This is a genomic window from Oleiphilus sp. HI0067, assembly GCF_001635735.1.
In genome coordinates this window covers 1-1014 of record NZ_LWFI01000453.1, presented here as the reverse complement: position 1 = coordinate 1014, position 1014 = coordinate 1, and the positions used below count along the sequence as shown (strand labels likewise).

Below are 1014 nucleotides of genomic sequence, written 5' to 3'. Positions count from 1 at the left end.
TGTATCTCGCTTTGAGTCAAAAGAGCGTTTTTCCGTTCGTTCCTTAGAAGGAGAGTTATCTTCTAAACCTCTTCGTTTAGCTTGGCGTAAAGACGGTCAGCTTGATGCTGCGCGTCCTCAGCCTTTGAAGCTATCTGTTGATAAAGAGAGTAAGCTGATTTGTATAATGCTTAATGGTGAAGTTATCGAAGATCAGACGATCGCTGCGTCTGAATGTGGTGGGCTATGAGAACGTTTAACACAATACGTGGGTTTACCTTAGTAGAAGTCTTAATTGCCTTGCTCGTTTTGACTGTCAGTGTCTCTAGCCTTTTTTATGCTTATCGCCTTGCTTTATCGGGTGTCGGTAAAAGCATTGAAGCACAGCAGTCCATCATGCTGTCGAATAGCTATTATTCTGATCTCAATCACCAATCACCTAGCCAGTTAAAGAAAAACCTCGAAGAAAAGTGCAAAGCGCTTACGGCACGAAATGAAAGTGTGAGTATCGTGCATCAACCTCCTATGTTGGCAGGTTCGCTTTATCTTGGTTTGAACAACATTTATGAATCATATTCCGTCGAGATCACTTTTCCTTGCACGGGTTTAACGGACTCTCGTTTATTAGCAAACTTGACCATTATGCCGCCATCTGGCCAAAAATATGAATTTGATATGGCTATGAGTAAGTTGTTAAGTGAACCGGTGAGTAAGTCCAATGCTCTCTAAACAGAAAGGTGTCACGTTGATCGAGCTAGTGCTAGCGATCGTTGTTGGTGCGGCGGTGATTGCAATGCTGATCCCTGTGTTGAAATTTATGTTTAGTGTGCCAGAAAAGGCCCAAGCAGCTGATAGAGCCTCGCATAAAGCATTCATAGTGAGTGAAAATATCGTTCGAGCACTTCGTAACGCTAGTGAGGTGCAGATAGAGTCAGAGCAATGCCTAACAGGAGAGAGCAAGGCGCAATCATTCTCTTTTTGTTTTGAGGGTGGAGAGCTAATCCGGACAGACGCTTTTGGAAACAAGAATGTCTT

3 protein-coding genes are annotated in these 1014 nt (G+C 43.3%); all 3 read left to right on the top strand.

Translation table 11 applies throughout. The annotated features are described in order from the left end of the window. Positions 1 to 229, top strand: a 229-nt coding sequence (locus A3739_RS29425; RefSeq protein WP_197472079.1) for a hypothetical protein, incomplete at its 5' end; no start/stop codon positions are given. Continuing rightward, positions 226 to 708, top strand: coding sequence for a prepilin-type N-terminal cleavage/methylation domain-containing protein (locus A3739_RS05455; protein ID WP_068475274.1), 483 nt, complete (start codon positions 226 to 228; stop codon positions 706 to 708). The genes A3739_RS29425 and A3739_RS05455, both read left to right, overlap by 4 nt. After that, a partial coding sequence (locus A3739_RS05450) for a PilW family protein (protein WP_156502372.1) occupies positions 698 to 1014 on the top strand: 317 nt, incomplete at its 3' end. The genes A3739_RS05455 and A3739_RS05450, both read left to right, overlap by 11 nt.